The following is a 16,246-nucleotide window of genomic DNA, read 5'->3' as shown; positions in this document are numbered from 1 at the left end:
GGCTCGGCCGCGTGGACGAGTCCGCGCGGCCGAGCGACGCGTCCGGTGGACTGCGGGACGGTCACGCCACGGGGGCGGTCAGGCGAGGCGGCCGCCGTCGACGGGGAGGATCACGCCGGTGACGTAGGAGGCGCGGTCGCTGAGCAGCCAGGCGGCCGCCTCGGCGATCTCGCCGGGGTCGGCCGCGCGGCCCAGCGGGGTCCGGGCGTTGAGGCCCTCGATGACGCCCGGGGACCGTTCGTCCCACGCGACGACCAGGTCGGTGAGGGTCGTCCCGGGCGCGATCGCGTTGACGCGGACGCCCTCCGGGCCGTAGGTGACCGAGGCCGTCTCGGTGAGGCGGTTGAGCGCGCTCTTCAGCGCTCCGTAGGCCGGGAGGACGGGGTTGCCGCGCAGGCTCCCGGCGCTGGAGTTGTTGACGATCGCGCCGCGTCCGGCGGTCGCGCGCATGGCCGCGACCTCGGCCTTCATGGCGTGCCACTGGCCCTTGAGATTGACGGTGTAGAGGGCGTCGAAGTCGGCGTCGGTGGTGTCCTCGAAGGACGCTGTCGGGGTGGTCGTCGCGGCGTTGTTGAAGGCGACGTCGAGCCGTCCGAACACCTCCACGGTGCGGTCGACGGCGGCGCGGACGCTCGCCGGGTCGGTCATGTCGCAGACGACGTGCTCGGCCACGCCGCCGTCCGCGCGGATCTCACCCGTCACGTCCTTGAGCTGGCTCTCGGTGCGCGCGGCGAGCATGACATGGGCGCCCTCCCGGGCGAACAGCCGTGCCGAGGCCGCCCCGATGCCGCGTCCCGCACCGGTGATGAAGGCGACCTTTCCCGTCAGAAGACCCGAAGTCGTGTTGATCATGATTCGAGTGTGCCGCGCGGCGAGCGGTTCAACCAGGGACCGCCGATCCCCGGACGGCGGTCACCGGCGGCGGTCACCCGACGGCGGTCACCCGACGGCCGTCATCGGGCTGTTCCAGGACGCCATGAGCGCGACCAGCCCGCCGCTGTAGCTGTGCTCGGCCTTGACATAGTCGCGCCCGCCGCGGCCGAACGACCAGGCCACGGCGTTCATCTCCTCGTCGTCGCGGGACGGGGAGGTGCGGAAGAACGTGGCCAGGCGGTCGTTGAGGGCGGGGTAACGGCCCTTCGGGAGCTTGAGCGCGTAGATCCCGATCCGCTCGATCTCGCCGTCGGACGCCCGCATCGTGACGTTGACGGTGTGGCCGTCGCGCGGGGTGAACTCCACCATGTCCGCGACGAGTTCCGGAGAGGGCGCGTTCCCGCCGGCGAGGGAGACGAGATCCCCGGCGACATCCTGGGTGATTCTCCTGGACGTCCTGAAGTACAGGTTCGCGGTGTTCGAGTGGTAGTCGACCGCCACATGCCGGACGGACGTCAGCCCCAGCGCGCGAAAACGTTCCTCGTGCCTTCGGAAGACCTCCGGAACGTCGGGCGCGCGGAGCACTTCCCCGACGGGACGTCTCCCACCCAGGAAAACCCAGGTCTTCGCGATTCCGCGTTCGGCGTCGAAGTCGGCGAGTTCGGTGGACACGTCGCCGTACAGGGAACTCCAGGACGAGATCAGGCCGATCATCGGATGGCCGGCGTCCAGGAGCCCGGCCCGGACGGCCGTGCCGACCGAGTCACTGGGACGCCGTTCGTAGAAGCGGTAGTTCAGCGGAGCGCCGGGACGGTCGGTGGTGCGCCAGAGCACCGCGCCGTCCCGGAATTCCTTCGGATAGGCGTCGAGAACGCCGCGTGTCACCTTTTCGGAAAAGGGCGCGCCGATGGCGTCCGCCGCCACCTTCGCGTCGACCAGGAACTGCTCGGGAGAGAACCGGTAGGAAGCGGCCATCATCACTCCGATCGACTGGACACCGGCCCCCGAGTTTCGCAAACCATCCCACGCGTGTACATCACCGCTGACATCGGTCGGACACCTCCCGAACCGCGTTCGCCCCGCTTCCGCAACGGCCGCGAGCCGGTGCGGAAGCGGGGCGAACGGTCGGGGCGGGTCAGGCCTTGGTGGCGCGGATGATCTCGTAGAGGGCGGCCAGGCCGTCATCGGTGTGGCCCTCGGCGATGGCGCGGTCGAAGAGCGCCTTGGTGGCCTCCGGGACGGACGCGTCGACACCGGCCGCGCGGGCGGCCTCGATGACGTGGCCGACGCTGATCGCCTCCATGAGGACGGTGTCGGCGACGCCCGGGTAGTCGCCCTTCGCCATCTGCTCGGCGCAGATCTTCACGAAGCCCATCGGGCCGTCCTCGCCGATGCTACGGACGATCGCGGCGGCGACCGGCGCGTAGTCGCGCGGCGAGACGCCCGCGCTCGCGACCAGGGCCGTGGCCTGCATGAACCCGTTCATGACCGCGACGAACAGGTAGAACCCGGCGAGGTAGTAGAGCGCCGCGAGGCCCGGGTCCGCGCCGACGTAGGACGTGTCGGTGATCGCGGCGAGGGTCGCGCGGTGCCGTTCGAGGGCGGCCTCGGGCCCGGCGATGTAGGTCTCGGCGGCGGGCGTCCCGATGCCGGGGACCGGGACCATGATCCCGCCGGGCAGCAGCTGCGCGCCGTGGGACTCGGCCCACTTCGCGGCCTCGCGCACCTCCTCCGGGCTGCCGGAGCTGAGGTTCACCAGGACGCGTCCCTTCAGCGCGTGCTCGGCGCCCTCCAGCGAGGCGTACATCGCCTGGTAGTGGGTCTGGCTGAGGACGACGAGCTCGTTGGCGGCGAGGGCCTCGGCGGCGTCCGCCGCGACGGTCGCGCCCTTGGCGGCGAGGGGTTCGGCCCTGCTCGCCGTGCGGTTCCAGACCGTGACCTCGTGGCCCTTCTCCATGAAGACCTCGGCCATGCGCGTGCCCATGGAGCCGAGCCCGATGACAGTCACCGACATGGTGTTTCTCCTTGTTCTCGTTGTGTGGCCCTCAGCTTCGGGCGGGGCGCTACGGAATCCCTTCGGGAGCACTACGGATTCGTCCGTAGGGTGGGGTTCATGCGTTTCGGGGTGCTCGGGCCGCTCGCGGTGTGGACGGACGGTGGCGAGGCCGTCCGGGTGCCCGAGGCCAAGGTGCGGCTGCTGCTCGCGGTGTTGCTGGCCGCGGAGGGCGGTGTCGTTTCGTCCGATCGCCTTGTCGAGGAGCTGTGGGGAGACCGTCCGCCGCGAAATCCCTCTGGAACGTTGCAGGCGCGCGTGTCCCAACTGCGCAAGGTGTTGGAGGACGCCGAACCGGGTGGGCGCGGGCTCGTCCGCTCGCAGCCGCCCGGCTATGCGCTGGCCGCTACAACGGACGCGGACGAGTTCACCGGGCTGGTCGCGCGCGCACGAGAAGAACGGGACGTGCGCGCACGAGTGAAGCTGTTCGACGAAGGACTGGCCCTATGGCGCGGGTCGGCGTTCGCCGATTTCGACATCGCCGGTGGGACGGCCTTAGAAGAGGCTCGGCTCAGCGCGATCGAGGAGCAGGCAGAGGCGCGGCTGGAGGTCGGTGAGGTTCCGGCGCTCGGCGGGCTCGTCGCACAGCATCCGCTGAGGGAGCGGCTACGCGCGGCGCACATCCTCGGGCTGTACCGCGCCGGACGGCAGGCCGAGGCCCTCGTCGACTACGAGGCGCTGCGGCGGCTCCTCGCGGACGAGCTGGGCGTCGATCCGAGCCCCGAGCTGGTCGCCCTGCACCAGTCGATCCTGCGCCAGTCGGACGAGCTGAAACCCGCGTGCCCCACGTCCAACCTGCCCGCCGTCATCGGCGACCTGATCGGGCGGGAGCGGGACGTCGCGCAGGCGCGGGCGGCGCTGCGCGGCGAGCGGCTGGTCACGCTCACCGGGCCGGGCGGGGTTGGCAAGACGCGCCTGGCCCTGGAGGTCGCGGCGCGGTCCCCGCACGATTTCCCGGACGGGACGTGGCTGGTGGAGCTGGCCGGAGGCCGTCCGCGCGACACGGCCGAGCTGGCCGACCTGGTCGCCGGGGCGCTCGGGCACCGGGACGAGACCGACCTGTCCTCGCCGGTCGACCGGCTGGCGGACGCGCTGCGCCCGCACCGGGCGCTGCTCGTCCTCGACAACTGCGAGCACGTCGTGGACGCCGTCGCCGACCTGGCCGGACGGCTGCTGGCGGCGGCGCCGGGCCTGACCGTCCTCGCGACGTCGCGGGAGCCGCTGGGCGTCGCGGGCGAGCGGGTGCGGGCCGTCCCGCCCCTGGAGCCGGGGAACGCCGAGCGGCTGTTCGCCGCCCGCGCCGCCGCGGCGGTGCCGGGCTTCGCGCTGACCGGCGAGAACGCGGCGGCGGTCGCGGCCGTCTGCCGCCGCCTGGACGGCCTGCCGCTGGCGCTGGAACTCGCCGCGACGCGCGTCCGGGCGCTCGGCGTGGACGCGCTCGCCGAGCGGCTGGACGACCGGTTCCGGCTGCTCACGCGGCGCGGCGGGCCCGCGCGGCAGCAGACGCTGCGGGCCGTCATCGACTGGAGCTGGGAGCTGCTGAGCGCTCCGGAGCGGGTCGCGCTGCGCAGGCTGGCCGTCCACTCGGACGGTTGCACGCTCGAAGCGGCCGAGGAGGTGTGCGGCGATCCGGACATCGACGTCCTCGCGCGGCTCGTCGACCGCTCGCTCGTCGTGTTCACCGAGGACCGGCGGTACCGTCTGCTGGAGTCCGTCTCCGACTACTGCCTCGAACGGCTTCGGGAGGCGGGCGAGGAAGACCTCGTGCGCGCGCGTCATGCCCGGTACTACACGGCACTCGCCGAACGGGCCGTCCCGCACCTGCGCGGGCCCGATCAGGAGCGCTGGCTTCAACGGCTCGATCGCGAGGGCGCCAACTTCCGCGCCGCGCTGGACTACCGGGCTGACCCGGTCTTGACCAACGCGCTCGGCTGGTACTGGTTCCTCCGCGGACGGCTCAACGAGGCCCGCCGCTACCTGACACTGGCCCTCGCCCAGGACGCGCCCGCGCACGTACTACGCCGCACGCGCGTGTGGCTGAACGGCCTGACGATGCTGTCGGGAGAAGGCGACAAGTCCGAATCCCTGCGGACGGCCGCCCTCGGCCCAGACGCGGACGCCTGGTCACTGTGGTTCCTGACGTTCGTCCACTGGCCCTATGGGGACCTGCCCGCCAGCCACGCCCGCCTAGAACGCGCGCTCGAAATGTTCGAGAACGAGGGTGACCGGTGGGGCGTGGCGGCCGTCCTGAGCACGCGCGCGAAGGTGCGCATGGTCGGCGGGGACCTGTCCGACATGCAGGACGACGCCGAACGCAGCCTCCGGTTGTTCGGCGAGCTCGGCGACGCGTGGGGCGAGCTCGAGGCCGCCGACGCCGTCGCCCGGCACGCCGAGATCGTCGGCGACTACGGGCGGGCCGTCCGCATGCGGCGCGAGGTGATGCGCCGCGCCGAACGCCTCGGCATGTGGGCGGAGGTGTCGTTCGCGCTGTCCGGGCTCGGCCGGACGGCCCTGCTCGAAGGCGACCTGGACGAGGCCCATGACCTGCACGAACGCGCCCTCGGCCTCGCCCGGGACCGGTCGTCCCGGTCGGCCGAGGAGTTCGCCGCGATCGGCCTCGCGCTGGTCGCCCGGCGGCGCGGCGACCTGGACACCGCCGAGGAGCACCTCCGCAGTCGGCTGCCGTGGCTGCGCGGCATCGGCGGGACGGCGGGCATCGCGTTCATCCACACCCAGCTCGGTTTCGTCGCCGAACAGCGCGGCGACGCGGCGTCCGCCGCCGGCCTGCACACCACGGCCCTGGAGGCCGCGCGCGAGACCGACGACCCGCGCGCGGTCGCGCTCGCGCTGGAGGGCCTGGCCGGGGCGCGCTCCCTCGACGGCGACCTCGCGGAGGCGGCCCGGCTGCTCACCGAGGCCGACGCGATCCGGACGTCCGTGGGCGCTCCCCTGCCGTCCGCCGAGCGCTTCGACGTCGACCGCGTCGCCGCCCGGATCAGCGCGGCCCGCGGCTCCTGACGAGCGGCAGGAACACCTCGTCCACGATCTCGACGAGGACGTCGTCCGGCGCGGACGGCGCGCCCCGCACCACGAACTCGTTCCGCAGCAGGACGATCGCGACCGTCGCGACGCGCGGGTGCAGCGCCTCGGGCGCGACCTCGCCCCGCGCCACCGCCCGGCCGAGGACGGTCAGCCAGGGCGCGGCGACGGCGGACCGGTCCTGCAGCCGCGCGACCAGCTCGGACGCGCCCCCGGCGGCGGCGATCAGCTCGCGCAGGATCGCGCCGAGCGGCGAACTCCAGTGCCGGTTCGCGCCGCGCATCAGCTCCAGCGCGTCCGCGCGCAGGTCGCCGGTGTCCGGGACCGGCACCGTCGTGGTGAGCCGCTGGTAGGCCGCGACGCCGAGCTCGAGCCGGTTCGGCCAGCGCCGGTAGATCGCGTTCTTGTTGGTGCCCGCGCGGGCGGCGACCTTGTCCATGGTCAGCCCCGCGTACCCGGACTCGGTCAGCTCGTCCACGGCCGCGCCGAGGATCGCGTCCTCCAGCGCCGCGCCCCGGCGGCGCGTCGCCCTACTCGTCATACGCCCCATCCTCCCACCGGCCACCGCGGGTGCCTTCGGCAACAGCGAGCGACACAGCCCCCGCAGATCGGCGTGCCGACCCATGCAACCCTCTCGGGGCCGGAGAGCATCAAGGGGGTGTGAAGCGATGTTCGAGAAAGACGGCGTCATGACGGCCCAGGCCGTGTCCGGGAACGGGGTCGCCGCGTTGCCGGCCGCCGAGGACACGGGCGACGGCGCTTACACGGACTACGTGTCGGGGCGCGTCGACTGGATCCGCCGCACGGCCTACCTGCTCTGCGGGGACTGGAACGCGGCCGACGACCTGACGCAGCAGACCGTCTACCGGCTGTACGTGCACTGGGCGAAGGCCCGGCGGGCCGAGAGCCTGGACGCGTACACGCGGGTCGTGCTCGTCCGGGAGTTCCTCGCGGAGCGCCGCAAGGCGTGGTGGCGGCGGACCTCCCTGGTCGCGGCACCCGACCGTCCGGCCGAGTCCGGCGACCCGGAGAGCGGGCTCGACCTGCGGGACGCGCTGACGTCCCTCGCGCCCCGCCAGCGCGCCGCGGTGGTCCTCCGCTACTACTGCGACCTCTCGGTCGCCGACACCGCCGCGGTCCTCGGCTGCTCGGAGGGCAACGTCAAGAGCCAGACCTCCCGCGCCCTCACCACCTTGCGCCGCCACTTGGAGGAACGATGAACGAGACCCTGGAGACGCACCTCCGCGACGAACTCCACGACCTGGTGAACGCTCCCCCGCCCGCGTCCGACCGCGTCCGCATCGCCGAAGCGCGAGCCCGCGGCGCCCGGACCCGCCGCGTCCGCCGGGCCGGAGCGGTCGCGGCCGTGACCGCGGCCTGCGTCGCCGTCGCGGGCGTCTCGTACTCCGTCCAGGCCGACGGGGGCACCAAGACCGTCCACTCCCCGGCGGCCGAGAGCGCACGGTCCGGTCGCCAGGGAGAGGTGCGAGTGCTGACGATCACGGCCTCGTTCGGATGGCTTCCAGGCGGCTACCGCACCTACGGCACCCGCGCCCTGGCATCCCCTGACGACAGCCCTGCCACGACCCTCTCGGCGGCCAAGCCCGGCTACACCGACCTGCAGGCCAACGCGCCCATCCAGCTGACGGCCGACCCGCACAGCACCTTCTCAGCGGTGGTCGTCCCCGTGGGCCCCCCGTGAAGGGGAAAGCGAAGGCGACCGACACGCACGGCGCCTCCGGTGGGGTGACCGTCCCCAGGGGCCCCACCGTGAACGGGGGGCAGACGATCTGGATGGCCCAGCCCGGAGGCAAGGGCGCCGCTCAGCTCGCTTTTCAGTCCGTGCCGAACGTCTGGGCGGTCCTCACGGTCCAGCCCGACGTGACGCGGGACGCGCAGACGATCGTGAAGATCGCCGCGAACGCCCGTTTCGCCCGCAACCCGGAACCGGTTCGCTTCCCCCTGCGTTTCCGCAGCACGTCCCAGCGGTTCGACACGACCGAGCTGCACACCTACACGACCGAGTCCGGCGCACCGGGTTTCGGCGGCACCTTGGTCTTCAAGCACCCGAAGGGGAAGGAGACCGTCTGGGTCGACGTCTACCCGGCCACCATGAAGCGGCACACGGTCCCCACGCTGGGAAAGGAATCGCTCGGCAACTATTCGGAGGTGACCGTAGGCGCGTACAGAGTCCAGGTCCTCGTCGACGGGCCCCCGGACGGGACGTCCATGGCGGACGACTTCGTCAGCCGTGTCGGCAAGGCGACCGTCCTTCCGCAGAACCAGCAGACCACCAACCCCTTCGCATGACAGGAAGAAGCGCCCGAGCAGGGGGCTCGGGCGCTTCTCGGGGAGATCAGATCAGTGGCGGACGTCGCCCGGCGCAGGAAGTGGACGCGGCCGGGGCGTCCACCCCACGTAGCGCCCCGGCCGCGTGCTCTCACGCCCGCGCCGACTCGTGCGGCGCGGGGAGTCCTTCGTTCGCGTCGGCGGCCGCCGCGCATGCGACGCCCGCGTGTGACCACGCGCCGACGGCGGCGGCCAGCAACCCGCGCGCGTACGGTAGCGCACATTGGGCCGGTGGCGCGTCAAGTCCGGCCAATCGGTCGGTGTACCGGTCTGTCAGCGCGGGGACGCCACCCGCCAGGGGGATCCGTGATCAGTGCTCCGACCAGGGACGGGACGGCCCTGACTCCCATCGCCCCCTTTTCGCGCGTCTTCCAGAGATCGACACGCGCGCTCAGCCGATTGGCGGCGTGCCGTGGGCGACCGTCCTGGGAACCCACCGCACACGCACGACCACCGACCGGAAATGATCGTAAGCTTGCGACATGTCCGACGGCCGCTCCGAGTGCCTCTGCGTACTGGACCACGACTACGGTGACCGCGAACGCCTGGACACCTTCAACCTCCGGACGATCGTGCACATCTCCCAGTACGGCTTCAGCGTCGTCCTCGTCCAGCCCGAGGAGCAGACCCCCGGCTGGGTCTACAGCATCGGCCTCTGGCACAGCTTCCGCGCCCCGGAGCTCGCGATGTTCGGCGGCGACGTGTACGAGATGGAGGAGACCCTCAACACCCTCGGCCGCCGCGCCGCCGAGGGCTCCCCGTCCAAGGACGGCGAGGTCGCCCCCGAGGTCGCCCGCGGCCACCCCGCGTCCTTCCGCACCGTCGAGCCCACCTGGTACCGCGCCGCCTTCCCCGGCGCCGTCTCCTTCTACCGCCGCCCGCCCCTCCCCTTCCTCCAGATCGTCTGGCCGGACGGCGGCGACCTGTTCCCCTGGCAGCCCGGCACCACCCTCGACTTCCGCCGCACCCAGCCCTGGCTCTGGCTCCCCCCGCGCGAGCACCCCGACGGCGTCTGGTCCCAGCGCCTGCGCCCCGCCCCCTGAGGCGCCGGGCGCCTGCGCCCCGCGCCCTGAAGCGCCGGACACGCCCGGTGACCCCCTAAGCTCGTCCGCGTGTTCGGTCCCCTGGCGGAGCCCCTCCGCACCCAGCGCCTCGCCCTGGAACCCCTGACCGTCCACCACGCGGACGAAATGGCCGAGGTCCTGAACGACCCGCGCCTGCACACCCACATCGGCGGCGAGCCCCTCTCCCTCCCCGACCTGCGCGCCCGCTACGCCCGCCTGGCCGAGGGCCCCTCCCCCTTCCACCAGGAGGGCTGGCTCAACTGGATCGTCCGCCGCGTCCGCGACGACCGCCCCGTCGGCACCGTCCAGGCCACCGTCACCCCCACCGAGACCTGGATCGCCTGGACCATCGGCATGCCGTACCAGGGCTTCGGCTTCGCCACCGAGGCCGCGGGCGCCCTCGTCACCTGGCTCCGCGCCCACAGCGTCCGCACGATCGTCGCCGCCATCCACCCGGACAACACCCCGTCCGAGTCCGTCGCCGCCAAACTCGGCATGCACCCCACCGAAAGAACCTCCGGCACCGAAACCGTCTGGCAACTCCCCCTTTAAACAATTAGAGGGGGATTTGTCCTTTCGTCAGCACAACTCCGGCGACTGTAGGGTTTTCCCAGCAGAAAGAAAACGGCGAGACCGTGTGACGGTCTCGCCGTGGAAAAACTGTGCCCCGGGCGGCATGCGATGCAGAGGCGGACCCGGGGCTTCCAAAAGGAAGACTACCACCGAAGCGCCGTTCCCTCAGCGGCTTCCCCCCGGAGTTCTCAATGAACACGTCCCCTCCGCCCGAGTGGCTCTGCCGGGCCCTGTCCCGCTCCCGCCTCAACCCCTACCTCCTCGCGACGAGCGCACAGGTCGACGCCGTGCTGCAGCTGTACGCGTGGAACGTGGAGGTCTCCGCGGCCTTCTACAGCCCGCTGCACTGGCTGGAGGTCTCGCTCCGCAACTCGCTCAACGACCGGCTCCGCGAGCATCACGGGTGCCACGACTGGTGGCGGGTGGCTCCGCTCCTCCCGGAGTCTCGACTCAAGGTCGACGACGCCAAACGCAAGGCGCGCCGCAAGGTTGCACGCGACCACAACAGACCTGTCACCTGCGACGATGTGGTCGCAGAGCTGACCTTTGGTTTCTGGGTGGAGCTGCTGAGCAGGGCGTCCGACCGGGGTTTCTGGGTGCCGGTGCTCCACAGCGCGTTCCCCGGCTACCACGGACCGCGCCGCGACCTGCACAAGCCCTTCCTGAGCATGGTGCTGTTCCGTAACCGGATCATGCATTACGAGCCGATCCACGACCGTCCGTTGGAGAAGCGCCACGAGACCCTCTACTGGCTGCTCGGGTGCATCGATGCCGAGTTGGTCACGCAGGCCCGCTCCCTCGACCGCGTTCCTGAGGTCCTCGCTCAGCGGCCCCGGTTGATCCTGCCCGACTGATCTTGCTCAGCCGGCACCGCTTTCGCCATTCCCCAGCGGCAGAAGAAAACTGTGCCCCGGGCGGCATGCGATGCAGAGGCGGACCCGGGGCGTACGTCGGCCACCGTAGCAACGCACCGAGCCCGTGGGGGCAATGATCGAACCGGCCGGACGCTCGCGGATCGGTCGGAGGGCGTGAACGTTGCGGGTTTGGGTGGGTAAGTGTGGATGAACGGAAACGCGCGGGTCGCGGGCGACGAAGGGGACGGCGATGCGGGAGGTCTGGCCGGGGGACGCTTATCCGCTGGGGGCGACCTGGGACGGGTCGGGCACCGGGTTCGCGCTGTTCTCCGAGGTCGCGCGGCGGGTGGAGGTCTGCCTGTTCGGGGCGGACGGGCGGGAGGAGCGGATCGTCCTGCCCGAGGTGGACGGGTTCGTGTGGCACGGGTACCTGCCGGGTGTCGGGCCGGGGCAACGGTACGGGTACCGCGTGGACGGCCCGTACGCGCCGGAGGCCGGGGACCGGTGCAATCCGGCGAAGCTGCTGCTCGATCCATACGGGAAGGCCGTCGAGGGCGGGGTGCGGTGGCATGAGGCGCTGTTCTCGTACCGGTTCGGGGACCCGGATGAGCTGAACGCGGCGGACTCGGCGCCGTTCATGCCGAAGAACGTGGTGATCAATCCGTTCTTCGACTGGGCGGACGACCGTCCGCCGCGGACGCCGTACCACCGGACGGTCGTGTACGAGACGCACGTGCGCGGGCTGACGATGCGGCATCCGGGGGTCCCCGAGGAGCAGCGCGGGACGTACGCGGGTCTGGCGCATCCGGTGGTGATCGACCACCTGGTCGGGCTCGGGGTAACGGCGGTCGAGCTGATGCCGGTGCACCAGTTCGTGCCGGAGCACGGCACGGTGGCCCGGGGGCTGACCAATTACTGGGGTTACAACACGATCGGGTTCCTCGCGCCGCACAACGCGTATTCGGCGTCCGGGCAGTGCGGTGAGCAGGTCCTCGAATTCAAGGCGATGGTGCGGACGCTGCACCAGGCGGGGATCGAGGTCATTCTCGACGTCGTGTACAACCACACGGCGGAGGGCGACCATCTGGGGCCGACGTTGTCGTACCGGGGAATCGACAACTCGTCCTACTACAGGCTGCGGGACGACGACCGCCGCTATCACCTCGACTACACGGGGTGCGGGAATTCGCTGAACGTGCGGAGTCCGCACGCGTTGCAGCTCATCATGGACTCGCTGCGGTACTGGATTCTCGAAATGCACGTGGACGGTTTCCGGTTCGACCTCGCGAGCGCGCTCGCGCGGGAGCTGCACGACGTGGACCGGCTCGCGGCGTTCTTCGACCTCGTCCAGCAGGATCCGGTGGTGTCGCAGGTCAAGCTGATCGCCGAGCCGTGGGACGTCGGGGAGGGCGGCTACCAGGTCGGGAACTTCCCGCCGCTGTGGAGCGAGTGGAACGGCAAGTACCGCGACACGGTGCGGGACTTCTGGCGCGGGTCGTCCTCGACGCTGCCGGAGTTCGCGTCCCGGCTGACCGGGTCGTCCGACCTGTACGAGCACAGCGCGCGGCGGCCGTTCGCGTCGGTCAACTTCGTGACCTGCCACGACGGATTCTCGCTCGCCGACCTCGTCGCCTACGAGGGCAAGCACAACGAGGCGAACGGCGAGGACAACCGGGACGGGACGGACGACAACCGCTCCTGGAACTGCGGTGTCGAGGGCCCGAGCGACGACCCGGCGGTGCTCGACCTGCGGGCGCGGCAGCGGCGGAACCTGCTCGCGACGCTGTTCCTGTCCCAGGGCGTCCCGATGCTGTCGCACGGCGACGAGCTCGGCCGGACGCAGCGGGGCAACAACAACGCCTACTGTCAGGACAACGAGCTGACCTGGATCGACTGGGACGCCGCGGAGGACGCCGCGGGCGACCTGGAGTTCGTCCGGATCGCGGCGCGGCTGCGGCTCGAGCACCCGGTGTTCCGGCGGCGGCGGTTCTTCCGGGGCGCCGGCCCCGGCTCGGACGGCCACGACGCCGACATCGCGTGGCTCACCCCGTCCGGCGAGCCGATGACCGACGAGGACTGGAACGTCGGGTTCGCCAAGTCACTCGGCGTCTACCTGAACGGCGAGGCGATCACCGAACCGGACGCGCGCGGACGACGCGTCCAGGACGATTCCTTCCTGCTGCTCATCAACGCGGGCTCGTCCGCCGTCGACTTCACCGTCCCCGGCCCCGAGTACGGCGAGCGCTGGGACGTCGCCCTCGACACCGCGGCCCCCGGGACCGTCGGCGAACGCCCCCGCGTGAAGCCCCACGACGAACTGGAGATCGTCGAACACTCCCTGACCGTCCTCCGCCGTTGCTAGCTGTGGGTCGTGGCGAGGGCGGTGAGGAGGACGAGGACGAAGGTGATGACGGCGACGAGGCCGTGCAGTGTCACGGCGGCTATGGGGAAGGGCTGGTCGGCACCGCGGGCGTGGCGTCCGCCGCCGTTCACGCCGACGAGCCAGCGGGTGAACAGGAGCACCCCCTGGAACACGACGGCGAGCAGGATCGCGAAGGCCAGCCAGGCGGACCAGGGCCGTCCGGTGACGCAGAAGAGGATCCAGGCGCACAGGCCGGTGAGCGCCGACAGCGGGTGCCCGACCAGGACGGCGACAGGGAAACGCGTCACCTTGGCCGGCTGATCGCGCAGGCCGCCCGCCGCCAGCCAGCGCACCAGCAGGTACGCCCCGGCAAGCGCCGCAAGGATCCATGCTCCGAGCGCGGCGAACTCCACCCCGGCTCCCCTCCGTGGGTCGTTCCCCCGCCTCGAGTGTCGCGCGTTCCCCTTCCGTTGACGACCGTTTCGTGAAGATCGCGGCACCGCCCGTGATCAGGACGCGGAACGTTCCACCTGGTAGCGGAGGAACAGGACGCCCTCGTCCTCGTACACGGCGGTCAGGCCGAGGTCGACGGGCGCGTCCAGGCCGGTCAGCAGGCGGGTGTGGAAGCGGGAGCCGAGCAGCGACGGCGCGATGTTGAGGCACAGCTCGTCCACCAGGCCCTCGCGGAGCAGCGCCGTGGTGAGCGCGGGCCCGCCCTCGCAGAGCAGGCGGCGCAGGCCGAGGCCGTCGCGCAGCTCGGTGACGGCCGTCCGCAGGTCAGGCGCGCGGACGACGCGGATCCCGGACGGCACGTCCCCGCCGGACGGCGTGACCACGATCGTCGGGGTCTCGGCGGCGGTGAACAGCGGCAGGTCCCAGGGCAGGTCGAGGGAGCGGCTGACCACGACGATCGGCGCGGGTGGCCCGCCCCGGCGTTCCCGCAGGTCGGACCGGAGGCGGGCGGGGCCGAGGCGTCCGGTGCGGGCGGTCGCGGCGCCGACCAGGATCGCGTCGGCGAGGGCCCGGAGCGTCCGGAACACGCGGAAGTCGGCGTCGCCGCCGAGGCCGTCCGTCCAGCCGTCGGGGTCGGCGACCGAGCCGTCCGCGCTCACCACCATCCCGACGCGCATCGCCGGAACATCCGCGTATGCGTCATAGGGATCGCTCTGTCCTGCGGGTTCGGGCAGCAGTCGGCGCATGCCGAGCACCCTAGCGGGAGCCCCGGCGGGCCGTTCTGTCGGTGCCGGGGGCCATGATGGTGCGCATGGACCTGCCGATCAGCCCGCCGCTGAAGCCGATGCTGGCCAAGGCCGTCAAGACCATGCCCGAGGGCGACCTGCTGTACGAGCCGAAGTGGGACGGCTTCCGCTGCATCATCTTCCGCGACGGCGACGAGGTGGAGCTGTCCAGCCGCGGCGAGAAGCCGCTGACCAGGTACTTCCCCGAGCTGGTCGAGGCCGTGAAGGCGGAGCTGCCCACCCGCTGCGTCGTGGACGGCGAGATCGTCCTGCGCCTCGGCACGCGGCTCGACTTCGACAAGCTGCAGCAGCGCATCCACCCGGCCGCGTCGCGCATCAAACTCCTGTCGGAGGAGACGCCCGCGTCCTTCGTGGCGTTCGACCTGATGGCCCTCGGCGACGAGTCCCTGATGGACCTCCCCCTCGGCGAACGCCGCCGCCGGCTCCTGGAGGCGCTCGCCGACTCGAAGCCGCCCATCCACGTGACCCCCGCGACGGAGTCGAGCGACGTGGCCCGGCGCTGGTTCACCGAGTTCGAGGGCGCCGGGCTGGACGGCGTGATCGCCAAGCCCCTCGCCACCCCCTACCAGCCGGACAAGCGCGCCCTGTTCAAGGTGAAGCACGAGCGCACCGCCGACTGCGTCGTCGCGGGCTTCCGCTGGCACAAGACCGGCCCGATCGTCGGCTCCCTCCTGCTCGGCCTCTACAACAGCGAGGGCCGCCTCCAGCACGTCGGCGTCGTGGGCTCCTTCCCCATGAAACGCCGCGCCGAGCTGGTCGAGGAGCTGAAGCCCTACAACCTGGACGACCTGTCCGAGCACCCCTGGGCGGGCTGGGCCGAACAGGACGAGGCCACCGTCGACCGCATGCCCGGCGCCGTCTCCCGCTGGACGGGCAAGAAGGACCTCTCCTGGGTCCCGCTGCGTCCCGAACTGGTCGTGGAGGTCGCCTACCAGGCCATGGAAGGCGACCGTTTCCGCCACATGGGCCAGTTCCGCCGCTGGCGCCCCGACCGCACCCCCGAGTCCTGCACCTACGAGCAACTGGAAGTCCCCGTCGACTACGACCTCGACGCCATCTTCCACACGCCGCACACAGCGGAGAACAACACCACCCTCCGCAAGAACTGACCGTCACCCCATCGACGTCGCGCGCGACAGCCAGCGCGTCGGACGCACCCGCACGAGAACGGCCTTCGGCGCGAAATCCGTGGTGGACGCGATGTACGCCGCGCCGCCCTCGACCCCGAGGTACCGCTCGGCGACGGCCTGCCGGTCCTCCGGGTCGGCGGGCTCCTCGTATCCGGACACGTCCCCCTCCACGGTCACGTACCGATACGGCGGCGCCTCGTCCTGGATGGTCAACGTGACCCGTCCCGCGGCTCGGATCAGCCGCATCTTCCGGCTGTCTCCCCCAGTGATGAACTGGATCTCGCCGCCCGGCTCGTACAGGTACCAGACCGGCATGGCCAGCGGCGCCCGCCCGTCCTCCGCCGCCACGCTCAGCACCCCGACCCGCTCCTCTGCGAGGAACCGCTCCCGCTCGTCCACCGTCATCACCCGCGTCACGCCGCACTCCCCTCGCCGACAGTGGTCAAGCGAAACAGCGGCCCGCTCCACCCATCCATTCCGCCGTCACCACCCGGCCCTGTCCGAAACCGCCGCGCGACCCATCACAAAACAGTTCGGGCCGGTCCCCCAAGGAACCGACCCGAACCAAAGCTCACGCCACCACACGGTCAGCCGGCCTTGATCTTCCGAACAGGCCTCGCGACCGCCCTTTTCCGTCAAGCCCCATGCACGCCGTGCACGGTCGGTCGCCCCGAGATGCGGCGTTCCCTT

Annotated in this window: 16 protein-coding genes; 9 read left to right on the top strand and 7 right to left on the bottom strand. The window is 71.6% G+C overall.

The window, feature by feature from the left end; genetic code table 11:
• Positions 1–78 precede the first annotated feature (78 nt).
• The 3 genes from AB0L06_RS24595 to AB0L06_RS24585 all read right to left on the bottom strand — a co-directional run bounded on the left by AB0L06_RS24595 (position 79) and on the right by AB0L06_RS24585 (position 2,887).
• Positions 79–852: an SDR family NAD(P)-dependent oxidoreductase gene (locus AB0L06_RS24595; protein WP_500233418.1), complete on the bottom strand. Its 774-nt coding sequence runs from the start codon at positions 850–852 to the stop codon at positions 79–81.
• Between the two features lie 87 nt (positions 853–939).
• Positions 940–1,851 (bottom strand): aromatic prenyltransferase, encoded by a 912-nt coding sequence (locus AB0L06_RS24590; RefSeq protein WP_500233417.1) that lies wholly within the window; start codon positions 1,849–1,851, stop codon positions 940–942.
• A 157-nt stretch (positions 1,852–2,008) separates the two neighbouring features.
• The gene (locus AB0L06_RS24585) at positions 2,009–2,887 is read right to left on the bottom strand and encodes an NAD(P)-dependent oxidoreductase (RefSeq protein ID WP_500233416.1); all 879 of its coding nucleotides are present in this window, start codon (positions 2,885–2,887) and stop codon (positions 2,009–2,011) included.
• Positions 2,888–2,986: 99 nt separating this feature from the next.
• Here AB0L06_RS24585 and AB0L06_RS24580 point away from each other — a divergent pair, with 99 nt between their 5' ends.
• On the top strand, positions 2,987–5,944 hold the full coding sequence (locus tag AB0L06_RS24580) for an AfsR/SARP family transcriptional regulator (RefSeq protein WP_500233415.1): 2,958 nt from the start codon (positions 2,987–2,989) through the stop codon (positions 5,942–5,944).
• Here the strand turns inward: AB0L06_RS24580 and AB0L06_RS24575 are convergent.
• Positions 5,922–6,506, bottom strand: a complete 585-nt coding sequence (locus AB0L06_RS24575; RefSeq protein ID WP_500233414.1) for a TetR/AcrR family transcriptional regulator — start codon at positions 6,504–6,506, stop codon at positions 5,922–5,924. The genes AB0L06_RS24580 and AB0L06_RS24575 overlap by 23 nt on opposite strands.
• A gap of 127 nt (positions 6,507–6,633) precedes the next feature.
• Between AB0L06_RS24575 and AB0L06_RS24570 the strand changes: the two genes are divergently transcribed.
• The 7 genes from AB0L06_RS24570 (at position 6,634) to glgX (ending at position 13,167) form a co-directional block, all read left to right on the top strand.
• On the top strand, positions 6,634–7,185 hold the full coding sequence (locus AB0L06_RS24570; protein ID WP_500233413.1) for a SigE family RNA polymerase sigma factor: 552 nt from the start codon (positions 6,634–6,636) through the stop codon (positions 7,183–7,185).
• A complete protein-coding gene (locus AB0L06_RS24565) occupies positions 7,182–7,667 on the top strand; it encodes a hypothetical protein (RefSeq protein ID WP_500233412.1) in 486 nt (161 codons plus the stop codon). The genes AB0L06_RS24570 and AB0L06_RS24565 overlap by 4 nt, the downstream gene beginning before the upstream one ends.
• Before the next feature lie 68 nt (positions 7,668–7,735).
• Positions 7,736–8,275: a hypothetical protein gene (locus tag AB0L06_RS24560; protein WP_500233411.1), complete on the top strand. Its 540-nt coding sequence runs from the start codon at positions 7,736–7,738 to the stop codon at positions 8,273–8,275.
• 521 nt (positions 8,276–8,796) lie between these two features.
• Positions 8,797–9,357: a DUF4262 domain-containing protein gene (locus AB0L06_RS24555; RefSeq protein ID WP_500233410.1), complete on the top strand. Its 561-nt coding sequence runs from the start codon at positions 8,797–8,799 to the stop codon at positions 9,355–9,357.
• A 69-nt stretch (positions 9,358–9,426) separates the two neighbouring features.
• The gene (locus AB0L06_RS24550; protein ID WP_500233409.1) at positions 9,427–9,930 is read left to right on the top strand and encodes a GNAT family N-acetyltransferase; all 504 of its coding nucleotides are present in this window, start codon (positions 9,427–9,429) and stop codon (positions 9,928–9,930) included.
• Between the two features lie 212 nt (positions 9,931–10,142).
• On the top strand, positions 10,143–10,805 hold the full coding sequence (locus AB0L06_RS24545; RefSeq protein ID WP_500233408.1) for a hypothetical protein: 663 nt from the start codon (positions 10,143–10,145) through the stop codon (positions 10,803–10,805).
• A gap of 250 nt (positions 10,806–11,055) precedes the next feature.
• Positions 11,056–13,167, top strand: coding sequence for a glycogen debranching protein GlgX (glgX, locus tag AB0L06_RS24540; RefSeq protein WP_500233407.1), 2,112 nt, complete (start codon positions 11,056–11,058; stop codon positions 13,165–13,167).
• Here the strand turns inward: glgX and AB0L06_RS24535 are convergent.
• Together AB0L06_RS24535 and AB0L06_RS24530 are read right to left on the bottom strand one after the other, a co-directional pair.
• On the bottom strand, positions 13,164–13,580 hold the full coding sequence (locus tag AB0L06_RS24535) for a hypothetical protein (RefSeq protein WP_500233406.1): 417 nt from the start codon (positions 13,578–13,580) through the stop codon (positions 13,164–13,166). The genes glgX and AB0L06_RS24535 overlap by 4 nt on opposite strands.
• Before the next feature lie 96 nt (positions 13,581–13,676).
• On the bottom strand, positions 13,677–14,366 hold the full coding sequence (locus AB0L06_RS24530) for a dihydrofolate reductase family protein (protein WP_500233405.1): 690 nt from the start codon (positions 14,364–14,366) through the stop codon (positions 13,677–13,679).
• Positions 14,367–14,431: 65 nt separating this feature from the next.
• Between AB0L06_RS24530 and AB0L06_RS24525 the strand changes: the two genes are divergently transcribed.
• Positions 14,432–15,535: an ATP-dependent DNA ligase gene (locus AB0L06_RS24525; RefSeq protein WP_500233404.1), complete on the top strand. Its 1,104-nt coding sequence runs from the start codon at positions 14,432–14,434 to the stop codon at positions 15,533–15,535.
• Between the two features lie 3 nt (positions 15,536–15,538).
• On the opposite strand, the gene AB0L06_RS24520 is transcribed toward AB0L06_RS24525, so the two are convergent.
• Positions 15,539–15,973: a TIGR03618 family F420-dependent PPOX class oxidoreductase gene (locus AB0L06_RS24520; protein ID WP_500233403.1), complete on the bottom strand. Its 435-nt coding sequence runs from the start codon at positions 15,971–15,973 to the stop codon at positions 15,539–15,541.
• Positions 15,974–16,246 lie beyond the last annotated feature (273 nt).

The organism is Spirillospora sp. NPDC052269 (assembly GCF_040679435.1).
GTDB lineage: Bacteria > Actinomycetota > Actinomycetes > Streptosporangiales > Streptosporangiaceae > Spirillospora.
Note: the sequence above shows the minus strand (reverse complement) of the source record. Positions and strands in the feature narration are given on the sequence as shown.